The sequence below is a fragment of the Klebsiella sp. 64 genome (assembly GCF_018223915.1).
GTDB lineage: Bacteria > Pseudomonadota > Gammaproteobacteria > Enterobacterales > Enterobacteriaceae > Klebsiella > Klebsiella pneumoniae.
On record NZ_JAGRQZ010000034.1, the window covers coordinates 17,720 to 41,607 of the forward strand.

Below are 23,888 nucleotides of genomic sequence, written 5' to 3' on the forward strand. Positions count from 1 at the left end.
AAAAACCTCCCGGTTAAAATATGGACTGGAATTTACCCATCTCAACCTGGATGGACTTCACCTGGGTGTAACTCTGCAGCGTCATCACGCCGTTCTCGCGGCCAATGCCGGAGTGTTTGTAGCCGCCAACCGGCATTTCCGCCGGGGATTCCCCCCAGCTGTTGATCCAGCAGATGCCGGCTTCCAGCTGGTGGATAATTCGGTGAGCGCGGTTGAGGTTGGGCGTCACCACGCCGGCGGCGAGGCCGTATTCGGTGGCGTTGGCGCGGCGAATGACCTCCGCTTCGTCGGCATAGCTGAGGATCGACATCACCGGGCCGAAGATCTCTTCGCGCACGATGGTCATCTCGTCGCTGCAATCGGTAAACACCGTCGGGGCGACCCACGCGCCGTTATCGAAACCGTCGCCTTTCAGCGCCTCGCCGCCGCACAGCAGGCGCGCGCCTTCGCGTTTGCCGCTCTCGATATAGCGCAGAACGTTGTCGCGATGGGGGAAGCTGACCAGCGGGCCGAAGTTGGTGTCATCGGCAAACAGATCGCCGGGGCGGATGCGGGCCACCCGCTCGAGGATCTTGTGCTCGAATTCCGCCTTCCGTTTCGCCGGGACAAACACCCGGGTGCCGTTGGTGCACACCTGGCCGGAGCTGTAAAAGTTGGCCATCATGGCAATATCGGCGGCGAGGTCGAGGTCGGCATCGTCGGCGATAATCAGCGGCGATTTGCCGCCCAGCTCCATGGTGACCTCTTTCAGTGATGAAGCGGCCGAGTTGGCCATCACTTTTTTGCCGCTGGCGACGCCGCCGGTGAAGGAGATTTTGGCGATGTCCGGATGCTCGGTCAGATACTGGCCGGTTTCCGCGCCGATCCCTGGCAGGACGTTAAACACCCCGTCCGGCAGGCCCGCTTCGCTGTAAATTTCCGCCAGCTTGAGGGCGGTCAGCGGGGTGACTTCGCTCGGTTTGAAAATCATCGCATTGCCAGCGGCCAACGCTGGCGCCGATTTCCACAGGGCGATCTGGATCGGGTAGTTCCACGCGCCGATCCCGGCTACCACCCCCAGCGGTTCGCGACGGGTGTAGACGAAGGAACTGTCGCGCAGCGGGATCTGGCTGCCTTCCAGCGCCGGGATCAATCCGGCGTAATACTCCAGCACGTCGGCGCCGGTGACGATATCGACGGCGGCGGTTTCGCTGAGAGGTTTCCCGGTATCCAGCGTCTCCAGTCGCGCCAGCTCGTCGTTGCGCTGGCGCAGAAGGTCGACGGCGCGACGCAGGATACGCGAGCGTTCCATGGCGGTCATCGCCGCCCAGATTTTTTGCCCACGCTGTGCGCTCTCGACGGCGCGGTCGACATCCTCGCGTCCGGCAGCCTGAACGGTCGCCAGCACCTCGCCAGTGGCAGGGTTGATGGTCTCGAAGGTGCGACCGCTGGTGGCAGATGTATAACCACCATTAATATAAAGCTGCTGTTCTGCCATTCGGGACATAACGCCTCCTCGGTTATGGGTTCGGTAAATGCTGACGAATAAAGTGGCTGGTCAGCGACTGCGCCAGCGTTTTATCCAGCGGTTTGCCGCTGAGCGCCGCCCGCAGCCACAGGCCGTCTATCAGCGCCGCCAGCCCGTAGCCGGCCTCCTGCGCCTGCTCGCGCGGCAGCTCGCGGCGGAATTCGTACACCAGATTCGACAGCAGGCGACGGCTGCTGACCTGCTGTAACCGATAAAGCATCGGCTGGTGCATGCTGCTGGCCCAAAAGGCCAGCCAGGCCTTCATCGCCGCGCTGCTGATCTGCGTCTCATCAAAGTTGCCGCCGACAATCGCCTGCAGGCGCTGGCTGGCGCTGCCGTCCGGCAGAGCGTGCAGACGGTTGAGCACCGCGTCGCGCAGCTGGCTGGTGATGTCGCGCATGGTCGCCTCCAGCAGACCATTTTTGTCTTTGAAATAGTGACTGATGATCCCCGTCGATACGCCCGCCCGCCGGGCAATCTGCGCGATGGTCGCGTCGTGCATTCCGACTTCATTTATTGCGTCCAGCGTGGCGTCGATCAGCTGCCTGCGCCGGATCGGCTGCATCCCCAGTTTGGGCATTTTTGCCACTCCATTCATCAGCGTTGGTTAACTATTAAAGCGGTTTTTGATTGGACGTTCAATATAAAATGTGTCTTAATTGTTGCGGATTTGGATTTTAATAGTTACAAAAACAGTGGGGATACTGGATGACAGATCTTTCGCAAAGCAGAGAAAAGGACAAAATCAATCCGGTGGTTTTTTATACCTCGGCCGGACTGATTTTGTTGTTTTCCCTGATGACGATCTTTTTTCGCGATTTTTCTGCCGAGTGGATTGGGCGCAGCCTGGACTGGGTGTCGAAAACCTTCGGCTGGTACTATCTGCTGGCGGCGACGCTGTATATCGTCTTCGTCGTCTGCATTGCCTGCTCGCGCTTCGGCTCGGTGAAGCTCGGGCCGGAGCAGTCAAAGCCCGAGTTCAGCCTGCTGAGCTGGGCGGCGATGCTGTTCGCCGCCGGCATCGGCATCGACCTGATGTTCTTCTCGGTCGCCGAGCCGGTGACGCAATATATGCAGCCGCCGGAAGGGGCGGGGCAGACCATCGAGGCGGCGCGCCAGGCGATGGTCTGGACCCTGTTTCACTATGGCTTAACCGGATGGTCAATGTATGCCCTGATGGGCATGGCGCTGGGATACTTTAGCTATCGTTATAATTTGCCGCTCACCATCCGCTCGGCGCTGTACCCGATTTTTGGCAAACGGATCAATGGGCCCATCGGCCACAGCGTCGATATTGCGGCGGTGATCGGCACCATCTTCGGCATCGCCACCACCCTCGGTATCGGCGTCGTGCAGCTCAACTACGGTCTGAGCGTGCTGTTCGATATTCCGGACTCGCTGGCGGCGAAAGCGGCCCTGATTGCGCTGTCGGTGATCATCGCCACCATCTCGGTCACCTCCGGGGTGGACAAGGGCATCCGCGTGCTCTCCGAGCTGAACGTCGCCCTCGCGCTGGGGCTGATCCTGTTCGTGCTGTTCATGGGGGATACCTCCTTCCTGCTCAATGCGTTAGTGCTCAACGTCGGCGACTACGTCAATCGCTTTATGGGCATGACGCTGAACAGCTTCGCCTTCGACCGGCCAGTGGAATGGATGAACAACTGGACGCTCTTTTTCTGGGCGTGGTGGGTGGCCTGGTCGCCGTTTGTGGGCCTGTTCCTGGCGCGCATTTCGCGCGGGCGCACCATCCGCCAGTTTGTGATGGGCACCCTGATTATTCCCTTCACCTTTACCCTGCTGTGGCTGTCGGTGTTCGGCAACAGCGCGCTGTATGAGATCATCCACGGCGACGCGGCCTTTGCCCAGGAGGCGATGGCCCACCCGGAGCGCGGCTTCTACAGCCTGCTGGCGCAGTATCCGGCGTTTACCTTTAGCGCGTCGGTGGCGACCATCACCGGTCTGCTGTTTTACGTTACCTCCGCCGACTCCGGCGCGCTGGTGCTGGGGAACTTCACCTCGAAGCTGAAGGACATCAACAGCGACGCCCCGAACTGGCTGCGCATCTTCTGGTCGGTGGCCATCGGTCTGTTGACCCTCGGGATGCTGATGACCAACGGCATCTCGGCGCTGCAGAACACCACGGTGATCATGGGGCTGCCGTTCAGCTTTGTGATTTTCTTCGTGATGGCCGGACTGTATAAATCTCTGAAAGTGGAAGATTACCGCCGGGTCAGCGCCAGCCGCGACACCGCCCCGCGCCCGATGGGCCTCCAGGATCGTCTGAGCTGGAAGAAGCGCCTGTCGCGGCTGATGAATTACCCGGGCACGCGCTATACCAAACTGATGATGGAGACGGTGTGCTACCCGGCGATGGAGGAGGTGGCGCAGGAGCTGCGGCTGCGCGGCGCGGCGGTGGAATTGAAGAGCCTGCCGCCGGAAGAGGGCGAGAACCTTGGCCACCTCGATCTGCTGGTGCACATGGGCGACGAGCAGAACTTTATCTACAAGATCTGGCCGCAGCAGTACTCGGTGCCGGGCTTTACCTATCGGGCGCGCAGCGGGAAATCCACCTATTACCGGCTGGAGACCTTCCTGCTGGAGGGCAGTCAGGGTAACGACCTGATGGACTACAGCAAAGAGCAGGTGATCACCGATATTCTCGACCAGTACGAGCGGCACCTGAACTTTATCCATCTGCATCGGGAAGCGCCGGGGAACAGCGTGATGTTCCCGGATGGCTAATCAGGGAAGCCCCCGTCGGGGAAAGGCTGACGGGGGCGATGGTCGTTACTGGTAGTTAAAGGCGTCCGGGTGGTTGTCGAGGCTGCCGCTGAGGGCGGCAAACAGCACGGTTTTGCCATCGATGGACAGGGCATCGCTGACGTTAAGCCAGGTCAGCTTCTCCTGGTCGGTTTTTTCATCGACCACCGAGTAAACGCCGGACATCTGTTTGCTTTTTTCCGACCAGATCACCGCGATACGTTCATGGCCGCAGTCGTGGGGTTTGCAGGCGCTTAACACCTGCCAGGATTCGCTACCCAGTTTCACCGTCTGCGCGGGCGAACCGGTGCCGCCGGTGGTCACCCAGGCGGGCAGCTGATGGCCTTTGACCATCTGGTTAAACGACGCCCGGGTGGCGGCATCGTGAGCCAGACTGTTCAGCGTGACATCGCCTTGCGCCATAACGCTGGCGGAGGCGGCTAAGGCGACGATAGCGGTAAGAGCTTTAAACATGTTTCCTCCTGGACTTATTCCGTCCTCATAACAAGCCTCTTTATAGTGAGCGTAGAGAATGATTAATGCAAACTCTGACATATTTTCTGTGAATGATTAGAGGCGGTGCGCGCATGGACGTTACGCTAAGCGATATGCCATGATGCGGATTGATTTATTTTCCAAATATATGCCCTTGGGATAAAGCAGTTAGCGAAGTGGCATAGTTATTCAGGCGATAAAGCATGGCGTATGTGAATCATCTACTGACGTTTATTGAGAGTAATCCGGCGCTGGCGGTGGGGTTTAATCTTATTCTGCTGCTGCTCTCCGGCATATTTGCCCATCTTTTATGCAAGTTCTTGCTGATTAAAGTGGTGCGTAAGGTCTTCTTTAGTAGCCACAAACAGGATGTGCCGCTGGAGAAGGATCGACGTATCGCCGAAAAGCTGTCCAATTTCATTCCGGTTATTATCGTCTATTACGTTCTGCAGTTTATGCCGGCGATGCCGGCATCGCTGGTGACGGCGATTAATACTATCTGCGGGATCTTGTTTTTTATTTTTATGTCGGTATTTTTCAACGAGATGCTGGATATTGTCAACAGCTCCTATCTGCGAAAGACCAAACGTAAAAATCATTCCATTAAGGGCTATATCCAGATAGGCAAAATCTTAGTCCACATCCTGGCGGCGATTATGATCCTCGCCGTGATGTCGAACAAATCGCCGATCATTATTATCTCCAGCCTGGGGGCCGTGGCGGCGGTACTGATGATCGTGTTCCAGCATACTCTGCTGTCGCTGGTGGCGAACGTTCAGCTGTCGTCCAACGACGTGCTCCAGCTGGGGGACTGGATTGAAATGCCTGACAAGAACCTCAGCGGTGAGGTGACGGATATCGCGCTGCACACCATTACCATCCGCAACTGGGACAATACCATCTCCCGTATCCCGACCAAGAATTTCCTCACCGAGACCTATACCAACTGGCAGGCGATGTTCTCCTCCGGGGCGCGGCGGATCATGCGCAGTATCGCCATCGATCAGCACTCGGTGCGTTTTCTCGACCAGGAGATGCTCTCCTCGATGCTGACCATCCGCGGGGTGAGTGAGCCTCTGGCGACGCTGCTTGACGGCCGGGATCCCGGCGGCGTGGCCGACCGCTGGTTTGTCGATAACGGGCTAACCAACCTGACCCTGTTTCGCCACTATCTGATGCACTATCTCGCCGAGCGGACGGATATTATTAAGGAGATGTACATTGTGGCGAGAACGCTGAAACCGTCGCCCTCGGGCATTCCGTTGGAGATTTACTGCTTCACCTCCTCAACGCTTTGGAAAGACTACGAAAACACCCAGTCGGCGATATTTGAGTACATTACTGCGGTGGCCGGACAGTTTTCCCTGCGCCTCTATCAGTATCCCGCCGGGCACGATTTCTGGCGTCTCTCACAGGAGCACGCCGCCCGGACGGGCCTGCCGCCGTCGGCCGAAGGCTAAGCGCTGATCTGCTGGCGCCAGAGGGCGATCTCCTCCTCCAGCCAGGCGATGAACCGGGCGACTTCCGGCCGGTTCTCCGCCTGCGGGGAGACGGTTAGCCAGTAGTGCCAGGGGTAGGGGACGGTGACGGCGGTGAGCTGCACCAGCTCGCCGCGGGCTATCGCCCCCGCCACCAGGGAGCGCCGCTCCAGTGCCACGCCGGCCCCCAGACGAACCGCCTCCAGCACCAGATTGGAGTCGTTCAGGCGCAGGCCCGCGGGGACGATCGGCTTTTCCAGCCCCGCCTGGCTGCACCAGGCGTTCCAGGACTCCATGGAAAAAATAATATCGCTGGCGGCGATCGCCTGCGGGGTGGTCGGCAGGTTACCGCCGCGATAGCCGGGGGCGGCGACCACCAGCTGTTCATCGGCAAACAGATGCCGACTTTCCATTCCCTCCCAATCGCCTTGCCCCATGCGAATGGCCAGATCGATACCCTCCTGTTGCAGGTTAACCACCGCCAGGCTGGTCAGCAGGCGCACCGCGATCTGCGGATGCCGCGCCTGAAAGCGCGCCAGCCGCGGCAGCAGCCAGTGGCAGCCAAAGGAGGGGAGCGTCGCCAGGGTCACTTCCAGGGTGCGGGGTTTGATCTGCACCATGCGCGTGGCGTCGGCGATGTGCTGTAACGCCTCGCGGATTTGCAGGGCATAGAGCCGTCCTTCTTCCGTGATGCGCACTCCGCGGCCGTGGCGGATAAAGAGCGTGACGCCGACCAGGGCTTCCAGCTGTTTGATGTGCTGGCTGACCGCCGAATGGGTCACGCTCATCTCGTGGGCGGCCTGCGTTACGCTGCCGAGGCGCGCCACCGCCTCAAAGCTGCGCAGGCTGGCGACAGGGGGAAAATCTGCCATGGTGATCTCTCAGTCAGTGAGTCGATACGTTAACGTTACTACCGGGTTAGCGGGTTTTATAGCCGCCGCGAACAGGCTGAAAAAGGGGCTAAATGCTGCCTCAGTCGGTATAGCACAAGGGGGACTGGAGGGCTACAGCGAGTCGCCAATCTGTTAGTTTTACTAACCGTTGCGGTAAGTATCTGGTGATATTCGCGGCATCGGTTTTCCAGTAAGGTAAAGCCGCAACCTCTTTATCGCAGGCAGGAGTGACGATGAAACTCATTGGTATGATGGATTCACCTTATGTAAGACGCGTGGCGGTTTCTCTGGCGCTCTATGGCGTGGAATTCGAGAGCCTGCCGCTATCGGTCTTTAGCGGCTTTGACGAATTTTCCCGCATTAATCCGGTGGTCAAGGCGCCGACGGTGGTGCTCGATAACGGGACGCAGCTGATGGACTCCACGCTGATCCTCCACTATTTCGAAACGACCAATCCGGCCGGGCGCCGGCTGCTTCCCGTGCATCCCGAGGCGCTGGCCCGCGATCTGCACCTGCTGGGGGTGATCCTCGCCGCCTGTGAAAAAGCGGTCCAGCATGTTTATGAGCACCGTCTGCGGCCGGAAGAGAAGCAGCATCAGCCGTGGATAGCCCGGGTGACCGGCCAGCTGCTGGCCGCCTGTCGGGAGTGGGACGCCCGGCTGGCAGACCGCGCCGCCGCCGCGCAGCCGGATCAGGTGATGGTCACCAGCACGGTGGTCTGGTCCTTTATCCAGTTGATGATCCCGGCGGTGGTGTCGGCCGCGGCGTTTCCGCATATTCGCGCGCTGGCGGAGAAAGGGGAGGCGCTGCCGGCGTTTCAACAGTATCCGCTGGGTTAACGGCAGGGGTGGAGAGGGGCGCCGCAGCGTGGCGCCCTGAAGCAGGAGAGGATCACCAGCAGACAAACCCGCCGTCGACCACCAGGTCTACGCCGGTGCAGAACGAGGCGGCGTCGCTGGCGAGGAACAGCGCCGGGCCGGCCATCTCTTCCACCTTCGCCATCCGCTGCATCGGCGTCTGGCTTTCAAACTCGCGGGTCTGGTGCACCATCTCCGGACGGGTATTCATCGGCGTGGCGGTATATCCCGGACTGATGGAATTGACGCGGATCCCTTTGCCCACCCACTCCATCGCCAGGCTTTTCGACAGATGGATCACGCCGGCTTTGGAGCAGTTGTAATGCGCCTGGTCGAGGCCGCGGTTAACAATAATCCCCGACATCGAGGCGATATTGATAATCGACCCGCCGCCGGACTCCAGCATCAGTTCCGCTTCCGCTTTGCAGGAGTTCCATACGCCAGTGAGATTGATATCGATCACCCGCTGCCATTGCTCGCTCTCCATCTCCAGGGCCGGATTGGCGTTGGCGATCCCGGCGGCGTTAACGGCGATATCGAGGCGGCCATAGCGGCTTTTGGCCAGCGCGACGGCGGCGCGCAGGTCGGCAATCTGGCGGACATCGCCGTTATAAGAGCAAGCCTGACCGCCGATGGATTCAATATGGCTGACCGTTTCCGCCAGCCCGCCGTCGTCGCGAAGATCAAAACAGACTACCCGTGCACCCGCGCTGGCGAGGCTGCAGGCGATGGTCTGTCCGATGCCGCTGCCGGCGCCGGTGACGAAGGCGACGCGATCCCGCAGGCTAAATAGGTGTTGTGCAAAGTCTTTACCGATCATAATGTTTATTCTCTTCAATATAGTGTCGAACGTCGGGAGCCTGGCTTCCCGGATGGTGGTGCGCCGCGCCTTATCCGGGCTACCTTTCGGCGGTGTTACGTAGCCCCGGTAAGCGTAGCGCCACCGGGGGGCCGTCCCGGAGTGGTAGCGCCAATTCGGGACGCCTTATTCGGGCGATGGGGCCCGCTAACCCGCGGGGATTACGACATAATCAAACCGCCATCGATATTGATGGTCTGCCCGGTGAGATAGCGCGCGTCGTCGGAGGCGAGGAAGGCCACCAGCCCGGCCACGTCTTCCGGCTTACCGGCGCGTTTCATTGGGATCCCTTCGACCCATTCCGCCATCAGTTCGCCCTTGCCGTAGCGCTTCTGCTCGGTGCTGAGAATTTCGCCCCACACGCGGTCGTTGTAATCCCACATCTCGCTCTCAATGATGCCGGGGCAGAAGGCGTTGACGGTGATATTCCACGGTGCCAGCTCGTGCGCCAGGCTTTGGGTAATGCCGATCACGCCCATTTTGCTGGCGGCGTAGTGCGGCGTGTAGATAAACCCCTGTCGCCCCTGGCCGGAAGAGGTGTTGATCAGGCTGCCGTGATTCTGTTTCACCATATATTTGGCCGCCTCGCGGCAGCACAGCCACACGCCGGTGGTGTTGACCGCCAGCACTTTTTCGAAATCGGCTTTTGGCATCCGGTCGTAGTAATCGATGGTGATCACCCCGGCGTTCTGAATGGAGACGTCGATGGTGCCGAAGCGCGCGGCGGCCTGCTCATATAGCCCCTGAACCTGGGCTTCATCGGTGACATCGACCTGCAGCGATAAAATATCCGCCTGATAGCGCTGACGCAGGGTTTCGGCGGTCTCGTGAACGCGCTCGGCGTTGGAGACCATCACCAGATTCGCGCCGTCGCGGGCAAAGCGCTCGGCAATGCCTGCGCCGATGCCGCGGCAGGCGCCGGTGATCACCACCGTTTTGTTCTGGAAATCTCGTTGCATATTTTTTCCCTTTCGCTGAGCCGGGCACCAGGCCCGGCGGAAGATGTGAATCGTTGCCGGTTAGCTGGAGGTGGCGCCGTTGGGGGGGATGGCGGCCAGTTTTTCCTCGTGGCGGCGCATCAGGATGACCTTGCTCTGCAGCTTCTGCTGGAACTGGTCGACGACCACAGCGGTGACAATCACCACGCCTTTAATCACCATCTGCCAGAAGTCGCTGACGCCCATCATCACCATGCCGTCGGCAAGGAAGACGATGACGAAGGCGCCGATAATTGACCCGGTCACCCGGCCGCGGCCGCCGGCCAGCGCGGTACCGCCGAGCACGGTGGCGCCGATGGCGTCCATCTCAAACATGTTGCCGGTCATCGGGTGCGCGGTTTGCAGCTGTGATGCGACGATCAGGCCGACAAACGCCGCGCACAGGCCGGAGAAGGCATAGACGAATATTTTCGCTTTCACGATCGGCACGCCGGCGAGACGGGCGGCAGACTCATTGCCGCCGATGGCGTAGATGTAGCGGCCAAGCGGCGTTTTAGTGGTCAGCCAGTAGCCCAGCACGAGGAAGCCGATCATCAGCCAGATCGGCAGATAGACGCCGAGCAGGGTGCCGGATCCGAGGGTGGCGAAACCGGTGTTGCCCAGCGCTTCCATGCCGTTGAGATTCGGGTAGGTGCTCCCGTCGTTAAACAGCAGCGCGGAGCCGCGGGCGACATACATCATGCCTAAGGTGCAGATAAACGGCGCCACGCCGAAGCGGGTGATCACCGCGCCGTTGACCAGACCGACCAGCACACCGAAGATCGCCACGCAGAGGATCACCTCCGGGACATTAAAGAAGAGGATATCGCCGTTCCACAGCGGCAGGCCGTTGGTCAGCAGCGCGCCCGCGACCATGCCGCAGATCCCCGCCACCGCGCCGACGGACAAATCAATGCCGCCGGTGAGAATGACCAGCGTCATGCCGATGGCCAGCAGGCCGGTGATCGCCACGTGCTGGGTCATGATCAGCAGGTTAGAGGCGGTCAGGAAGTTGGGTACCATCACGCTGAAGAACGCGATCACCAGCAGGAGGGCGATAAAGGTGCGGGCCTTCAGCAGGTACATATAAATCATATATTTCTGGTTCATGATGGATTCCAGCCTGATTAATCTTGAGGTGTTGAAGCCGCGATTAACTGTTCGCGGGTCACCGCATGGCGCGGTAAATCGGCGGTAATGCGGCCATCGGCCATCACCAGGATGCGGTCGGCCAGGGCCATCACCTCATCCAGTTCCGAAGATGAGAACATCACCGCCAGCCCCTGCTGAGCCATTTTGCCGATCAGGTGATAGACGTCGGTTTTCGCGCCGACGTCGATGCCGCGCGTCGGTTCGTCGAGGAACACCACCTGCGGCTGGGTCATCAGCGCTTTACCCAGCACCACTTTTTGTTGATTGCCGCCGCTCAGCGAGGTGATGGGCAATGTGGCGTCGCTGACCTTCATCGCCAGCTGCTGGATCATCTCTTTCACGCAGGTCTCTTCTTTTTGCGGGTTCAACCAGCGCCAGGCGCGGCGGAACCCCTGCAGGCTGAAATCAGAGAGCGTCATGTTGGCCTGAATCGACATCATCTGCACCACGCCTTCGCCCTGACGGTCCTCCGGCACCAGCGCCAGCCCCTTTTTCAGGCGCTGTTGAAAGCGAGATTTGCCGATGCTTTCGCCGTTAAGATGCACCTCGCCGCGCTGGCAGGGCATCAAGCCGACCAGGCCTTTAAACAGCTCGGTGCGCCCGGCGCCCAGCAGGCCGTAAATACCGATCACTTCGCCTTTGCTGAGGGTGAAGGTGACGTCATTGAGCTTGTAACCGCCGCTGGGATGCAGCGCGGTCAGCCCTTTGACGTCAAGCACTGCGTCGCCTTTTGGCGCCGGTTGATAATCAAAGTGTTTTTTCTTATCACCGACCATCTGCTCGATGATCCACGGTACGCTGGCGTCGCTGACGTGACGCTCGCTGATAAAGCGACCGTCGCGGAAAATGGTGATGTTGTCGCCAATCTCCATCAGCTCTTCGAGGCGATGCGAGATATAGATGATGGTCACGCCGCGCCGCTTAAGCTGCGCGATCACCTTGAACAGCACTTTGACCTCAGACTGGCTCAGCGCCGAGGTGGGCTCGTCCATGATCAGCACGCGGGTGTCTTTCGACAGGGCGCGGGCAATCTCGACTAACTGCTGGTGGCCGATACCGAGTTCACCCAGCGGAGCGTAAGGATCGACATCCAGCTCCAGCCGTTCCAGCAGCGATTTGGCCAGCGCGTACTGGTATTTTTCGTTAATGCGTCCTTTCTGAAAGAATTCATTCGCCATGAAGATGTTGTCCATCACATTCATATTGGGAAATAAATTCAGTTCCTGAAAAATAATACTGATGCCCAGTTTTTCTGCCTGATGCGTCGACTGTAATGAAACTGCTTCACCATCGAGGATAATTTGCCCGGAGGAGGGCGTTTCCACACCGGCAAGCATTTTCATCATGGTGGATTTACCCGCACCATTTTCTCCGATTAGCACGTTGACCTTATTTCGATAGACCCGGTAATTGACATTATCCAGGGCGGTTACGCCGGGATAGACGCGCGACAGGCCGCGGGTTTCGATAATCACTTCGGACTCAACGGGCTGGGGAGCGACGAGATCGTGCGGCGCCATATTATTGTCCCCCTGCATGAATGATTTTCGCCGGGGTAATTTCCGGGAGAGTTTGTGGAATATCCCAGGCCGAGAAGACGCCGTACACCTCCACGCTGTCGCCGGTTTTGACGTTGGCTGTCTGAATCATTTTGACCGCCTGACTGTTGATATTCTTGCTGTACTCGCCGAACAGCACCTGGTCATTAAAGTCCTGATAGCTGGCGCCGCTGTAGCCGTCGCGCAGCTGGGTGCCGCGCAGGGTAGGGCCAATCTGCACCGTCACCTTCCCGACGCTGGCGTCGGTCAAGGTCATTTTGCCGCTGCGCGAGGCGGTATCGAGTTTGCTGACGGTACCTGAAACCTTGACGTAGAAGATGCAGGGGTTTTCATCCTGCGCACGGTAGCCGAGGGTTTTACAGGCGCTATCAATGTCTTTTGCCGCCTTGAGCGCGCTCATCAGTTCCGCCGCCGGACGCGCTTTCGTCACCACCTGCGGTACGATGCTCTGCTGCCAGGTTTTATCCATATTCGCCATATGCGGGTTGGGCGGGGATTTCAGGTCTGCCAGCTCCTGCTGCGAGACGATGCGACAGCCCCCTAGCGCCAGTACGGCCAGCGTCAGACAGGTTTTCTTAAACATAATGCTCTCCTCTGCGCCCCCGCAGGGGCGCAACCACCCGAACTCAGGACTTAATGTTGAAATCCTGGACTTTATCGGCGTTATCCTGAGTAATCAGAATGCCGCGGAACATCACGCGCTGCTTCGCCGGCTTCTCGCCTTTTTGCAGGTAGTTATCCAGATCGGTGACGCCCTGAGCGGCGATGGCCTGCGCCTGCAGCATCACGGTTGCCTGCAGGGTGCCGGCTTTCACGGCGTCGCGCTCATCGTTGCTGCCGTCGATGCCGACGACGATCACATCGCTACGGTTGGCCGCTTTCAGCGCCGCAATCGCGCCAAGGGCTACCGGCCCGTTGCCACAGATGACGCCTTTCACGTCGGGGTGCGCCTGCAGGATGCTGTCCATGATGCGTTTGCCGTCGATCAGGGTGCCTTTGGCATCCTGTTTCGCCACGCTGACCATATCCGGATACTGGTCAATGACCTGATGGAAAGATTTAGAACGGGTGACGCAGTTATTATCGGCAAGGTTGCAGGTCAGCTCGGCGTATTTGCCTTTCTCCGCCATTTTCTCGACGAAGACGTTGGCGACCTCAGAGCCGGCCTGGAAGTTATTGTGGGTAATTTGTTCCAGCGCCACATCATCAACCGGAATTTCGCGGTTAATTAAGACCACCGGAATGCCCGCTTTTTTGGCTTTTTCAACGGCGGCGACGCTGGCGGTGGAGTCAGCGTTATCGAGAATAATGCCCTGCACTTTTTTACCAATCGCGGTGTCGATAAGCTCATTCTGCTTTTTGACATCTTCGCCATGGGACAGCACGGTGGTTTTGTAGCCGAGAGCTTGCGCTTTTTCGCTGGCGCCTTTGGCTTCCGAGGCGTAATACGGGTTATCCAGCGAGTTGACCATGATCATAATGGTGCCTTTCTCCGCGGCGTGCGCGGCAAAGGAGAAGGCGGTCAGGGTCGCAGCGGTTAAAAGGGTTATACGTAATTTCATGACTCTGTTCCTGTATTTTTATATTCGAACAAATGAGCCCCTGAGCGGGCAGGCTTTTACGGTCTGAAATTTCCCCTAATGTATTCGGGGATAGCGATATCGTTATGGGCCGGGTTTCTCCTGTGATAAGTGAATGCGTGTCGTCGCGCAGTCTGGCGGTCAGGCTGGCGAGTCCGGTTTCCATAATGTTCGGTCGACCGCATGGCGCCACTCCTGCCAGCGCGTTTGTAAGCGCTGGTGGCGGGCCATGTCGGGCTGAAAGGTGCTATGTTCGGTTAAGAAGGCCTGCAGATCGGCGGTCGATCCCGGATGGAGCGCTTTGCGTGCCAGCAACGCCGCGCCGATGGCGGACAGCTCCGGCACGTCGCTGCGCATCACCGGGCAGCCGAGCAGATCGGCCTGGTATTGCATCAGCCAGTCATTGTTGGTCGGCCCGCCGTCCACCATCAACGCCGTCAGGGTGAACTCCTCATGCTGACGCATCGCCACCACCACGTCGGCTATCTGATAGGTGATGGACTCCAGCGCCGCACGGATCAGATGCGCGCGTTTCACCCCGCGACTCAGGCCGCAAATCACGCCGCGGGCGCTGTCATCCCACCAGGGCGCGCCAAGACCGGTCAGCGCCGGCACGAAGTAGACCCCGAGGGTTGAGTCGACGGAGGCGGGGAGGGTATTCAGCTCATGGGCCAGCTCGGCGGCAGAGAGTTCGCTCAGTCCGGTGCTGTCCGCCATCCAGGCGACAGCATCGCCGGTGTGGGGAATATTCCCTTCCAGGCCCCACACCAGCTGGTCGCCATCGTGCCAGGCGACGGTGGTCGCCAGCGCGTCGATATCGCACTGCGCCGATTTGACCGGGGCCATGACCGAAGAGCCGGTGCCGTAGGTGGCTTTGACGCAGCCTGCCTCGCCGAGCGCGTGGCCGAACAGCGCGGCGTGGGAGTCGCCGATCATCGACATGATCGGAATACCGTCCGGAATGGCGGCCAGTCCTTTGGTATGGCCGAAGAGGCCGCTCGACGGTTTAATTTCCGGCAACGCCGCGCGCGGAATGCCGAACAGCGCCAGCATCTCGTCGTCCCACTCGCCGCGGTGCAGGTTCAGCAGCTGGGTGCGGGAGGCATTGGAGTAGTCGCAGCAGAAGGCTTCTCCAGCAGTCAGATTCCACAGCAGCCAGCTGTCGATGGTGCCGAGGCAAATCTCACCGCGTTCGGCGCGCAGGTGGCCATCGACAGTCGCATCCAGCAGCCAGCGCATTTTGGAGGCCGAGAACAGCGGGGCGATTGGCAGGCCGGTGGCACGCTTAATGTGCTGTTCCTGACGATCGTGACGCAGCGTGTCGCAGAACGCGGCGCTGCGGGTGCATTGCCAGGTAATGGCCGCGTTAATCGGTTCGCCGCTGTCGCGATACCAGCCAATGGCGGTTTCCCGCTGGTTGCTGATAGCCAGCGCGGCGACGTTTTCCGCGCCAACGTGGGCCACCGCGCTGGCGATCACCGTCAGTGAGGCGGTAACCAGCGCTTCGCCCGATTGCTCCACCCAGCCGTCGCGCGGCGTTTGGATCGCCAGCGGCTGCGAGAATTTGACGATAACTTTGCCCCGGCTATCCAGCACCACCGCTTTGGCGTTGGTGGTGCCTTCATCCAGGGCAATGATGAACTCTTTTGCTGTCGCCTGCATCGTGCTCTCCTCGGTCACTCGGTGTCCTGGAACCGCGAAGACGAGGAATATCTCCCACCGTCTCCTGCGTCTGTGCAGGCCATGTTGTGACATTTCATTATCATCTTTTTAATCACTGAATATATATTCGATAGTGATTATTTATTTGATACCTTAAGCCACAAACCCGGTGACGGGCTACCGGAAAAATCATCAATTGTGCTGGCAATCACATTTCGCCGATCGGCGAAAGCGGCGATAGGCGGCTGGAGTGGTTGATTAACTGATTGAATTTAAATGTATTAACAGAGCCAGCCCTGAAGCTAAAAAAGCACGTCAGGGCGGCAGAGAGGAAAAGCAGCGCGGCAGGTTAGTCGCTAACCAGCATGCGAGCGGTAGGGTAATCGGTGATTAAAACATCAATGTAGCCGCCGGTGAGGGCGCCTTTGATGGCCGCGACTTTGTCGGTACCGCCGGCCAGCGCGACCACGTTCGGGCATTTTTTGACCTTCTCCAGCGCCATACCGATCACCGGATCTTCATCATCGCGTAACACCGGATGGCCGTTTTTGTCGTAGTAGTGCAGGCAGATATCACCCACCGCGCCGCGCGCCGCCAGCACCTGCAGCATATCTTCGTGATAGTAGTTACCGGAGGTTTTCAGCAGTTGAGAGGGTTCGAGAATGCCGATGCCGACGATGGCGATATCCACTTCATCAAAGCGCGACACCACGTCAGCGACGTCTTTGCTGGCCAGCAGCCGGTTGCGCTCCTCCATGGATCCTTCGATGCTCTGTGACGGCAGCAGCCAGGCGTCGCAATTCAGGCGCTGGGCGAGGGTCTGGGTAAGAATCGTCGCCTGCACGTTACCGTTTGGCCCGACGCCGCCGAGCAGTTGGATCACGCCGCTGGCTTTCAGGTTTTGCGCATGAACTTCATCGACCATCGCGCGAATGGTTGAGCTCCACGAGGAGACGCCAATCAGATCTTTTGGCCGCAGCCGGGTTTCCAGATAGTGGGCGGCGGCGGAGCCAATCGCCCGCTTGATGGTATGATCGCTGGCCTCTTCCTCGGTATCCACCACCACCGCCTGCTTAAGGCCGTAGCGATCCTCAAGCCCTTTTTCGAGCTTCAGAAAGATGTTGGACGGCTGAACGACGCTGATCTTGACGACGCCTTCTTTCTGGCAGCGGGTAATGGCGCGGGAGACAAATGACTGAGACAGCGAGAGAAGTTGGGCGATATCAGACTGCTTTCGTCCTTCCAGATAGTAAAGCGTGGCAATCTTAACCAATAGCCGTTGTTCATCCTGCTTAGCCATATTAATCCTCGAAAATCATTTATCGCCTTTCTTCAGGCGGTTAGCTGCAGCCATTATCGTAGTGACTTTTATCATACGCGAAAAAAAATCAGACTTAAGTGTGACAGGCGTCTAACTTTTGCCAATCCTCAAAATCGACTATGGACAAAAACAAAACAGCCAGGCCATAATCGAATAAAGAATCATTATTGAATATATATTCAAGGCGATTTCGAGTCAATGTGTTTATCCGGGCTTCGCCTGGAGCGGGAGGCAGAATGTTCCTGAGTAGGGCGCTGTGGCAGAAGGCTTACCACCCGGCATAGGGATATCTGGTTTTTTTAGTCCTTGCTGGAATAAATATTCCATGCTGAAAATAAATTCAGAGGTGTGAAATGAATCCCTACAGATATGATATTCAGACGCTGGAGCGTAAAGCCCGCGCGGTGCGGCGCCATATTGTGCGCTTAAACGCCAACAGTCCGGCCGGCGGCCACACCGGGGCTGACCTTTCGCAGGTCGAACTGTTAACCGCGCTCTATTTCCGCGTCCTTAACGTCGCGCCGGACCGGCTCGACGACCCGCAGCGCGATATCTACATCCAGTCGAAAGGCCACGCCGTGGGCTGCTACTACTGCGTCCTGGCGGAAGCCGGCTTCTTCCCGGTCGAGTGGCTGGAGACCTACCAGCATGCCAATTCCCATCTCCCCGGCCACCCGGTGCGGCAAAAAACGCCGGGTATCGAGCTCAACACCGGCGCGCTGGGCCACGGTTTGCCTGTTGCGGTGGGGCTGGCGCTGGCCGCGAAGAAAAGCAACAGCACCCGCCGCATTTTTTTGATCACCGGCGACGGCGAACTGGCGGAAGGCAGTAACTGGGAAGCCGCCCTGGCGGCTGCACATTACGGCCTGGATAATCTGGTCATTATTAATGATAAGAACAACCTCCAGCTGGCCGGGCCGACGCGCGAAATCATGAATACCGATCCGCTGGCCGATAAATGGCGCGCCTTCGGTATGGAAGTCAGCGAATGCCAGGGTAACGACATGGCCTCGGTGGTCTCGGTCATCGAGGGGTTGAAGCAGGAAGGTAAACCCAACGTTATTATTGCCAACACCACGAAAGGTGCCGGTATTTCCTTTATCCAGGGGCGCCCGGAGTGGCACCACCGGGTGCCGAAAGGCGAAGAAATTGCACTGGCACTGGAGGAACTGAAAGATGAGTAATGCAGAACACCTGGCTAACGTCATGGTCGAAGCCTTTATCGCCGCCGTGGAGCGCGGCGTCGATCTGGTGCCGGTGGTAGCCGACTCCACGTCAACGGCCAAAATCGCGCCGTTTATTAAACAGTTCCCCGGCCGGCTGGTGAACGTCGGCATCGCCGAGCAGAGCATGGTCGGCACCGCCGCCGGTCTGGCGCTGGGCGGAAAAGTGGCTGTGACCTGTAACGCCGCGCCGTTTCTTATCTCGCGGGCCAATGAGCAAATCAAAGTGGATGTCTGTTACAACAACACCAACGTCAAGCTGTTCGGCCTTAACGCCGGAGCCAGCTACGGCCCGCTGGCCAGCACCCACCATGCCATTGACGATCTGGCGGTGATGCGCGGCTTTGGCAATATCCAGATCTTCGCCCCCTCCACGCCGCGCGAATGTCGGCAGATCATCGACTATGCTCTTGCTTATCAGGGCCCGGTCTATATTCGTCTCGATGGCAAGGCGCTGCCGGAGCTGCTTGACGAGTCGTATCGCTTTGTTCCCGGCGCCGTGTTGACCCTGCGCGAAGGCGAGGACGTCGCGCTGGTGGCCACCGGTTCGACGGTGCATGAGGTGGTGGAGGCGGCGCAGCAGCTTGCCGACCTCGGTATCCAGGCGAAAGTGGTCAGCGTGCCGTCGATCCGACCCTGCGATACCGCGGCGCTGCTGGCGGCGCTCCGGCCGTGCGGCTCGGTGATCACCGTCGAAGAGCATAACGTCAACGGCGGGCTGGGCAGCCTGGTGGCGGAAGTATTGGCTGAGGCTGGGGGGGGTATCCCGCTCAAACGTCTGGGGATCCCGGATGGTGAGTATGCGGCGGCGGCAGATCGCGGCTGGCTGCGTAAACACCACGGTTTCGATGCCGCTTCCGTCGCGGAGCTGGCGCAGAAAATGCGCTGATTTTTCGCCGTCTAAAACCGATAACCCGTGCGGGATGCCGCGCGGGTTTTTTTACGGCGCGCAGAGCGTGATGATGTATTCCCCTGCCTGAATCCATTGCAGCCGATACTCCACGGTGGAGAGCCGAAGACGCAGATTTCCTTCCTTTATTGCAGCCAGCGTAAAATCGTTAAAACCGACGCCCGCCTGTACGTCGGGATGGCAGGCCTTAAACCCACTCTCTTTTGCCGAAAACGCCAGTGTCAGCGCCAGCGGGTAGGGCAGGCCGCTGCGCAGCAGCGCCGTTTTTTCCGCCGGGCTGATCATGCTGCTCTCCAGCTCCGCGGCCAGCTGTGGGGTAAACCGGCGCTCGATATCGACGCCCACCGGCCGATCGGCGATCACCGCCAGCGCGCGCTGGCCGCAATGACTTATGCTGCCGAACCAGGGCGTGGGCCACAGCGGCTGGCGCCGATCGCCGATGGCGGGAAGCCGTTTCTCCCCCACCTCGCGCAGGGCGTATGCCGCGGCGATGCGTCCGGCCAGGTGCTCCGCCTGCCGCTTGCGGCCCCACCCGGTCAGGCTGGCGTGATAGGGCAGCCAGAACAGATCTTCAGGCTGGAAAGTCGCCGGGTCGAAGTCGATCTGCTGGATGGTATAGCCTGCCAGAGGCAAAGCGGTGCGATGGTGGCGCATAGGGTAAGGTTACCGCGGTTGCCCCCGCCCTTTGTCCAGCAAGGGCGGGGGAGGGAGAACCCGCTATCAGAAGTGGGTGTTGACGCTCAGGTACCAGGTGCGGCCCGATTCATTGTAGGTCTCGGCGCCGGCGCCGTACATCGTGCCGGTGGCGCCCCCGGTGGTCTGGGCGTTGCCCGCGCGCCAGTGGCGCTTATCGAAGACGTTATCCACGCCGCCGGTCAGACTGACGTATTTGGTGACGTCCCAGGTCGCGCTCAGGCCGAGGATGCTGTAGGGGCTAACCTCGTTCTTCTCGCTGCCGGTGACCGGTTGACCCTTGTAGTTGTACTTCTTCGGCTCCTGCTTGCCGTACCAGGTGAAGGTCGACTGCAGCGAAACGTCATCGCGAACCTGCCAGCTCAGGGTGGAGTTCAGCGTGTATTCCGGGATAATCGACAGACGATCGCCGGTCTCTTTGTTCTTACTCTGCAGCATATAGGTGATGTTGTTGGTCCAGTTGACGGTCTCGCTCACCGGAACGTTCAACGTCCCCTCCAGACCTTCCACCACCGCTTTCGGCACGTTTTCCCACTGGTAGAGATCGGTACCTTTATTGTTTTGATAGACCGGGGCATAGCCCGCTTCAATCTTGTTGCGGTAGTCGTTGCGGAACCAGGTGACGCCCGCCAGCCAGCCGTCGCGTTTAAACTCGAGGCCAATCTCTTTGTTGATGCTGGTCTCGGCTTTTAAGTCGTCATTACCCTGCAGATAGCAGCCGTCTTTACTGGCGTAGCAGCCCTGGCCTTTACTGTAGAGAATGTAGTTCGGGTTGGTCTGATACAGGCTCGGCGCTTTATAGGCGCGGGCGATGCCCATCTTCAGCGTGAAGTCATCCCACAGGCCCTGCGACAGGTTGAGGGACGGGCTCCAGTTATTGCCGACAATGCTGTGATGATCGAAACGCAGCGCCGGAGTCAGCATGGTGGTGTCGGTCAGCTCCATGTTGTTCTCGGCGAACAGCGAGAAGATTTCCGCCTGCGAGTACGGGCTGCGGCCGGTGCTGTCGTAGCCCGGAATTTCGCCTCCCGACAGCGCCTGGGTGTTGGACGCGTTATCCTTCATCCGCTGTTGATTCCACTCGCTGCCCAGCGTCAGGTTCTGATTAACCAGATAGTCGAAGGGAATGCTGACTTCGCTGTGCAGCATCACATCCGCCAGATCGATATCCGTGAACTGGTTGCTGTTAAAGATCCCCTCGGTGCCGCCGGCCAGGCCTTCGCCTTTGCGCGAGTTGCGGGTGCGTTCGTACTGCGCCCAGTTGCTGGTGGTCACCCCGTTGTCCCAGGCGCCGTTCCAGGTAACCGAGTAGGTGTTGCGATACAGACGGTTGGTCTCTTTGCCGTAGTTCTCTTTTACCAGGTCGTTGGAGTTGGTGTTCTGGGTGTCGCCGGCGTAGAGGTTGCCCTGGCGGCTGTAGCCGGCCTCAAACTCCAGCGACTGCATCGGAGCGAATTCCCAGCGCACCAGACCATCGATGTTTTTGTTTTTCACCCCTTCGCGCCCGGCCGGCAGAGTATCGGCATAGATCCCGGTACGCTCGGACTGATGGCCCTGGTTGATATCCCAGGCGTCGGCCTGCGTTTTGTCGAGGTTACCGAACAGGCGGAAGCTAAAATCGCCGCCCAGCGGGCCGCTGAGGCTGAAGTTAGTGCGTTTGGTGGAGCCTTCATCCTTGTGCTCCGGGGCGTTCATATAGGTGTTCCATGAGCCGTGCCACTCATCGCCGGTTTTTTTGGTGATGATATTCACCACGCCGCCGGCGGCGCCGTTGCCGTAGCGGGCGGCGGCCGGGCCGCGAATCACTTCGATACGTTCGATTATCTCCGGCGGCACCCAGCTGGTATCGCCGCGGGTGTCGCGCTCGCCGCGCCAGCCAAGGCGCACGGAGTTGCGGCTGGTGACCGGCTTGCCGTCGATCAGGATCAGGGTATTTTCCGGGCCCATGCCGCGGATATCAATCTGGCGGTTGTTGCCGCGCTGGCCGCTGGTGGAGTTGCCGGTCAGGTTGACTCCCGGCATGGTGCGAATGATCTCCGAGACGTCGCGCGCCGGGGGGCGTTTGCGGATCTCATCGGCGGTGATGGTGGAGACGCCCGGCGCCTGCAGGTTCTGCTCGGCGGCGGTGACCACCATGGTCTCTTCAGCGGCGCTGTTTTTATCGTCGGTGGCGGTTTCCGCTGCGCTTAACGGAAAAGCAACCCCGTAAATTCCCAGATTGACCAGCAAGGCCAGGGATTTGATCCTGTTATTCATTGTTATTCCTGCTTTTTGTCGCCACGTTCCCCAAACGCCCCTTCCCACCGGGAGGGGAGGCGGCATAAATGTTGCCAAAAGCGGGCAAAGGCACTCCGTCGCTGGCTGAATAAGCCCGATTTGACATGTTCTGATGAAAGACGCGCTTCCCACGGCGCGCTAATACGCTATTGCAAATGCAAATAGTTATCAATAATATTATCAATAAATAATGACAATTAATTAAAAAAGTCACGCTATACATAGGGTTAATGACAGAATGTTAAGGACAGGAAGCGAGGAGTGGTGGCAAACCCTGCGGGGGCCGCAGTGCCGCGCAGTGGATGACGCCATCGAGGTAACGTTCTGGTGGCGGGACCCGGCGGGGGATGAAACCCGCTCTCCCCATCGTCGGGTATGGCTCTATATCACCGGCGTGACCGACCACCATCAGAATGCGCGACCGCAATCGCTGCAACGTCTCCCCGGGACCGACGCCTGGTTCTGGCGCACTACACTGTCGCCGACCTGGCGCGGCAGCTACTGTTTTATTCCCTCCGACCGTGACGATGATTTTTCCCCTGAGGTGTTCAGCGCTGATGCGCCCGACCGCGCGCTGCTACGCGAAGGCTGGCGCAAACTGCTGCCGCGGGCGATAGCCGATCCGCTGAACCCGCACAGCTGGCGGGGCGGACGCGGCCATGGCGTGTCCGCCCTGGAGATGCCGCAGGCCCCCGCGCAGCCTGGCTGGGACCCGCTTAATGAGGCACATCCTGCCGCCCGTTGCCTTGAGTGGCGCAGCGCGCGTCTGGGCAACCATCGCCGGGTCTGGATCTACACCACCGGCGAGGCTGTCGACCCGCAAACGCGGCCGCTGGCGATCCTGCTCGACGGCCAATTCTGGGCCGAGAGCATGCCGGTGTGGTCGCCGCTGGCCGCCCTGACCCGCGAGGGGAGACTGCCGCCGGCGGTCTACCTGCTGATCGACGCGATCGACAACCAGCGCCGCGGGGTTGAGCTGCCCTGTCACCGCGATTTCTGGCTGGCGGTGCAGGAGGAGCTCCTGCCGCTGGTCCACGGCTATGCCCCGTTCAGCGACCGCCCGGATCGGACGGTGGTGGCCGGGCAAAGCTTCGGCGGTCTGGCGGCGATGTTCGCCGCTCTCAACTGGCCGCAGCGCTTTGGCTGCGTGCTCAGCCAGTCAGGCTCCTACTGGTGGCCGCACCGTGATGGCCGCGGGACGGGCTTTATCGGCGAACAGCTTCGCCAGGGTGAGGTGTCCGCGGCCGGGCTGCGCGTCTGGCTGGAAGCGGGCCAACGCGAACCGATCATTTTTCGCGCGAACCAGGTGCTACTGGCGCAACTCACCACAACACAGCAGACGATTTTCTGGCGTCAGGTTGACGGCGGGCATGATGCGCTTTGCTGGCGCGGCGGGCTGACGGCAGGGCTTATCCAGCTCTGGCAGCCTCTGCTGTCGCACCCTTAGCATCGCGTTTTACGACAGGAGTTTGATATGCAATTCAGTAACCCCTTCGACAATCCGCAAGGGCAGTTTTACATTCTGCGCAATGATCAACAGCAGTACAGCCTGTGGCCGGCGCACTGCGACCTGCCTGCCGGCTGGACGGTGGTGTGCCCCCCGCAGTCGGCCGAGGCCTGCAACGCCTGGCTGGCGGCCAACTGGTCAACCCTGACCCCCGCCCATCATGTGTCATAAGGAGCTG

Annotated in this window: 21 protein-coding genes and 1 pseudogene; 8 read left to right on the forward strand and 14 right to left on the reverse strand. The window is 59.6% G+C overall.

Going from position 1 to position 23,888, the window contains the following annotated elements; all coding sequences use genetic code 11:
* Nucleotides 1-13: 13 nt before the first annotated feature.
* Both betB and betI read right to left on the reverse strand, forming a co-directional pair.
* On the reverse strand, nucleotides 14-1,486 hold the full coding sequence (gene betB / locus KHQ23_RS20725) for a betaine-aldehyde dehydrogenase (protein WP_004191424.1): 1,473 nt from the start codon (nucleotides 1,484-1,486) through the stop codon (nucleotides 14-16).
* A 13-nt stretch (nucleotides 1,487-1,499) separates the two neighbouring features.
* Nucleotides 1,500-2,087, reverse strand: coding sequence for a transcriptional regulator BetI (betI, locus tag KHQ23_RS20730; protein WP_004151671.1), 588 nt, complete (start codon nucleotides 2,085-2,087; stop codon nucleotides 1,500-1,502).
* A 128-nt stretch (nucleotides 2,088-2,215) separates the two neighbouring features.
* Here betI and betT point away from each other — a divergent pair, with 128 nt between their 5' ends.
* Complete coding sequence (betT, locus tag KHQ23_RS20735) at nucleotides 2,216-4,249, forward strand: choline BCCT transporter BetT (protein ID WP_032434171.1); 2,034 nt, start codon at nucleotides 2,216-2,218, stop codon at nucleotides 4,247-4,249.
* Nucleotides 4,250-4,294: 45 nt separating this feature from the next.
* Here the strand turns inward: betT and ivy are convergent, their stop codons facing one another.
* Complete coding sequence (gene ivy, locus KHQ23_RS20740; RefSeq protein WP_004178946.1) at nucleotides 4,295-4,741, reverse strand: Ivy family C-type lysozyme inhibitor; 447 nt, start codon at nucleotides 4,739-4,741, stop codon at nucleotides 4,295-4,297.
* A gap of 224 nt (nucleotides 4,742-4,965) precedes the next feature.
* On the opposite strand from ivy, the pseudogene KHQ23_RS26395 reads away from it, so the two are divergent.
* Nucleotides 4,966-5,386 (forward strand): annotated as a pseudogene (locus KHQ23_RS26395) (hypothetical protein).
* Nucleotides 5,387-5,493: 107 nt separating this feature from the next.
* The gene (locus KHQ23_RS20745; protein ID WP_323053354.1) at nucleotides 5,494-6,222 is read left to right on the forward strand and encodes a mechanosensitive ion channel domain-containing protein; all 729 of its coding nucleotides are present in this window, start codon (nucleotides 5,494-5,496) and stop codon (nucleotides 6,220-6,222) included.
* Here KHQ23_RS20745 and KHQ23_RS20750 read toward each other — a convergent pair.
* Complete coding sequence (locus tag KHQ23_RS20750; protein WP_004142467.1) at nucleotides 6,219-7,112, reverse strand: LysR substrate-binding domain-containing protein; 894 nt, start codon at nucleotides 7,110-7,112, stop codon at nucleotides 6,219-6,221. The genes KHQ23_RS20745 and KHQ23_RS20750 overlap by 4 nt on opposite strands.
* 254 nt (nucleotides 7,113-7,366) lie before the next feature.
* Between KHQ23_RS20750 and KHQ23_RS20755 the strand changes: the two genes are divergently transcribed.
* Nucleotides 7,367-7,972: a glutathione S-transferase gene (locus KHQ23_RS20755; protein ID WP_004223546.1), complete on the forward strand. Its 606-nt coding sequence runs from the start codon at nucleotides 7,367-7,369 to the stop codon at nucleotides 7,970-7,972.
* Nucleotides 7,973-8,024: 52 nt separating this feature from the next.
* Here KHQ23_RS20755 and KHQ23_RS20760 read toward each other — a convergent pair whose 3' ends face one another.
* The 8 genes from KHQ23_RS20760 to KHQ23_RS20795 all read right to left on the reverse strand — a co-directional run bounded on the left by KHQ23_RS20760 (nucleotide 8,025) and on the right by KHQ23_RS20795 (nucleotide 17,079).
* On the reverse strand, nucleotides 8,025-8,810 hold the full coding sequence (locus KHQ23_RS20760; RefSeq protein ID WP_004151668.1) for an SDR family oxidoreductase: 786 nt from the start codon (nucleotides 8,808-8,810) through the stop codon (nucleotides 8,025-8,027).
* A gap of 200 nt (nucleotides 8,811-9,010) precedes the next feature.
* Entirely contained in the window at nucleotides 9,011-9,808 is a 798-nt protein-coding gene (locus KHQ23_RS20765) for an SDR family oxidoreductase (RefSeq protein WP_002893589.1), read from the reverse strand.
* Nucleotides 9,809-9,868: 60 nt separating this feature from the next.
* Nucleotides 9,869-10,936 (reverse strand): ABC transporter permease, encoded by a 1,068-nt coding sequence (locus KHQ23_RS20770; RefSeq protein ID WP_002893591.1) that lies wholly within the window; start codon nucleotides 10,934-10,936, stop codon nucleotides 9,869-9,871.
* A 17-nt stretch (nucleotides 10,937-10,953) separates the two neighbouring features.
* Entirely contained in the window at nucleotides 10,954-12,498 is a 1,545-nt protein-coding gene (locus KHQ23_RS20775; protein WP_047694474.1) for a sugar ABC transporter ATP-binding protein, read from the reverse strand.
* Nucleotide 12,499: 1 nt separating this feature from the next.
* Nucleotides 12,500-13,120, reverse strand: a complete 621-nt coding sequence (locus tag KHQ23_RS20780; protein WP_002893596.1) for a DUF2291 family protein — start codon at nucleotides 13,118-13,120, stop codon at nucleotides 12,500-12,502.
* Nucleotides 13,121-13,163: 43 nt separating this feature from the next.
* Entirely contained in the window at nucleotides 13,164-14,099 is a 936-nt protein-coding gene (locus KHQ23_RS20785; protein WP_002893597.1) for a D-ribose ABC transporter substrate-binding protein, read from the reverse strand.
* 159 nt (nucleotides 14,100-14,258) lie between these two features.
* On the reverse strand, nucleotides 14,259-15,779 hold the full coding sequence (locus KHQ23_RS20790) for an FGGY family carbohydrate kinase (protein ID WP_002893599.1): 1,521 nt from the start codon (nucleotides 15,777-15,779) through the stop codon (nucleotides 14,259-14,261).
* Nucleotides 15,780-16,128: 349 nt separating this feature from the next.
* Nucleotides 16,129-17,079, reverse strand: a complete 951-nt coding sequence (locus KHQ23_RS20795) for a sugar-binding transcriptional regulator (RefSeq protein WP_002893602.1) — start codon at nucleotides 17,077-17,079, stop codon at nucleotides 16,129-16,131.
* 374 nt (nucleotides 17,080-17,453) lie between these two features.
* On the opposite strand from KHQ23_RS20795, the gene KHQ23_RS20800 reads away from it, so the two are divergent.
* Together KHQ23_RS20800 and KHQ23_RS20805 are read left to right on the forward strand one after the other, a co-directional pair.
* Entirely contained in the window at nucleotides 17,454-18,284 is an 831-nt protein-coding gene (locus KHQ23_RS20800) for a transketolase (RefSeq protein ID WP_002893603.1), read from the forward strand.
* Nucleotides 18,277-19,212 carry a transketolase family protein gene (locus KHQ23_RS20805; RefSeq protein WP_032434173.1) on the forward strand — a complete coding sequence of 312 codons (936 nt, stop codon included), beginning with the start codon at nucleotides 18,277-18,279 and terminating at the stop codon, nucleotides 19,210-19,212. Before KHQ23_RS20800 ends, KHQ23_RS20805 begins: the two co-directional genes overlap by 8 nt.
* Nucleotides 19,213-19,263: 51 nt before the next feature.
* On the opposite strand, the gene entD is transcribed toward KHQ23_RS20805, so the two are convergent.
* On the reverse strand, nucleotides 19,264-19,887 hold the full coding sequence (entD, locus tag KHQ23_RS20810; RefSeq protein WP_032434174.1) for an enterobactin synthase subunit EntD: 624 nt from the start codon (nucleotides 19,885-19,887) through the stop codon (nucleotides 19,264-19,266).
* A 66-nt stretch (nucleotides 19,888-19,953) separates the two neighbouring features.
* Entirely contained in the window at nucleotides 19,954-22,182 is a 2,229-nt protein-coding gene (gene fepA / locus KHQ23_RS20815; RefSeq protein WP_004210903.1) for a siderophore enterobactin receptor FepA, read from the reverse strand.
* A gap of 259 nt (nucleotides 22,183-22,441) precedes the next feature.
* Between fepA and fes the strand changes: the two genes are divergently transcribed.
* Together fes and KHQ23_RS20825 are read left to right on the forward strand one after the other, a co-directional pair.
* Complete coding sequence (gene fes, locus KHQ23_RS20820) at nucleotides 22,442-23,650, forward strand: enterochelin esterase (protein ID WP_023284837.1); 1,209 nt, start codon at nucleotides 22,442-22,444, stop codon at nucleotides 23,648-23,650.
* A gap of 27 nt (nucleotides 23,651-23,677) precedes the next feature.
* Nucleotides 23,678-23,881, forward strand: coding sequence for an MbtH family NRPS accessory protein (locus KHQ23_RS20825; RefSeq protein WP_032434175.1), 204 nt, complete (start codon nucleotides 23,678-23,680; stop codon nucleotides 23,879-23,881).
* Nucleotides 23,882-23,888: the final 7 nt, after the last annotated feature.